We start from the raw sequence: 1,560 nt of genomic DNA on the forward strand, positions 1-1,560 counted from the left end.
AGTAAGTTGGCAGCATCACCTTTTGCGTCTATAGTCATGATGTCAAATGAACGCGTTTCGACAGGAAATCATCATGAATAAATATCAGGCAGTTATTATTGGTTTTGGCAAGGCTGGAAAAACATTAGCCGTCACGCTGGCAAAAGCAGGTTGGCGTGTGGCTCTCATCGAACAATCAAATGCAATGTATGGCGGGACCTGTATTAATATCGGCTGTATCCCAACCAAAACATTGGTTCATGACGCACAGCAGCACACAGATTTTGTCCGTGCCATACAGCGTAAAAATGAAGTGGTTAATTTTTTACGTAATAAGAATTTTCATAATCTTGCGGATATGCCCAATATCGACGTGATCGACGGCCAGGCGGAGTTTATCAATAATCATAGCCTGCGTGTTCATCGGCCTGAGGGAAATTTGGAGATTCATGGCGAGAAAATTTTTATTAATACCGGTGCACAAGCCGTGGTTCCGCCAATTCCTGGAATTACCACCACGCCTGGTGTATATGACAGCACCGGATTACTTAATCTAAAAGAATTGCCTGGGCATTTAGGTATTTTGGGCGGCGGATATATTGGCGTTGAGTTCGCCTCTATGTTCGCTAATTTTGGCAGCAAAGTAACCATTTTAGAGGCAGCTTCGCTGTTTTTGCCTCGGGAAGATCGGGATATTGCTGATAATATCGCGACGATTTTACGCGATCAGGGCGTCGATATTATCCTCAATGCCCATGTGGAGCGAATCAGTCACCATGAAAATCAAGTGCAAGTGCATAGCGAGCACGCCCAACTGGCGGTGGATGCACTGTTAATAGCTTCCGGTCGTCAACCGGCTACCGCTTCGTTACATCCAGAAAATGCCGGTATCGCAGTAAACGAGCGCGGGGCAATTGTCGTTGACAAGCGATTACATACCACCGCAGACAATATTTGGGCGATGGGAGATGTTACCGGCGGGCTGCAATTTACTTACATATCACTGGATGATTACCGCATTGTACGTGATGAGTTACTGGGTGAAGGCAAACGTAGTACTGATGATCGGAAAAATGTGCCTTATTCCGTATTTATGACACCGCCCCTGTCCAGGGTTGGTATGACAGAAGAACAAGCCAGAGAGAGTGGTGCTGATATTCAGGTGGTGACATTGCCTGTAGCTGCAATTCCGCGCGCCAGAGTGATGAACGATACCCGTGGGGTATTAAAAGCGATTGTTGATAATAAAACCCAACGTATATTAGGAGCATCACTGCTGTGTATTGACTCCCACGAGATGATCAATATAGTGAAAATGGTGATGGATGCCGGGCTGCCTTATAGCATATTACGCGATCAGATATTTACTCATCCGTCGATGAGCGAATCACTCAATGATCTATTTTCATTAGTCAAATAAACTCAAAATCAGACGCCAGAACAAATATTCTGGCGTCTCAGAGAAAAGAATCTTATTAATTCTCTGTTACTCTATAACTTCTTAATCACTTCATTGATGGTATTTTATATGTTTAAAAAATCGGTGATGCTGCCAACTTAATGATTTAGTGTATGATGGTG

At 44.0% G+C, this 1,560-nt stretch carries 1 protein-coding gene; it reads left to right on the forward strand.

The genetic code is table 11. From position 1 onward, the window contains the following. The first annotated feature begins 73 nt into the window (after positions 1-73). Entirely contained in the window at positions 74-1,399 is a 1,326-nt protein-coding gene (gene rclA, locus IM317_RS22415) for a reactive chlorine resistance oxidoreductase RclA (protein WP_007896426.1), read from the forward strand. Positions 1,400-1,560: the final 161 nt, after the last annotated feature.

Source organism: Enterobacter cloacae complex sp. S3 (assembly GCF_014930495.1).
GTDB lineage: Bacteria > Pseudomonadota > Gammaproteobacteria > Enterobacterales > Enterobacteriaceae > Enterobacter > Enterobacter asburiae_B.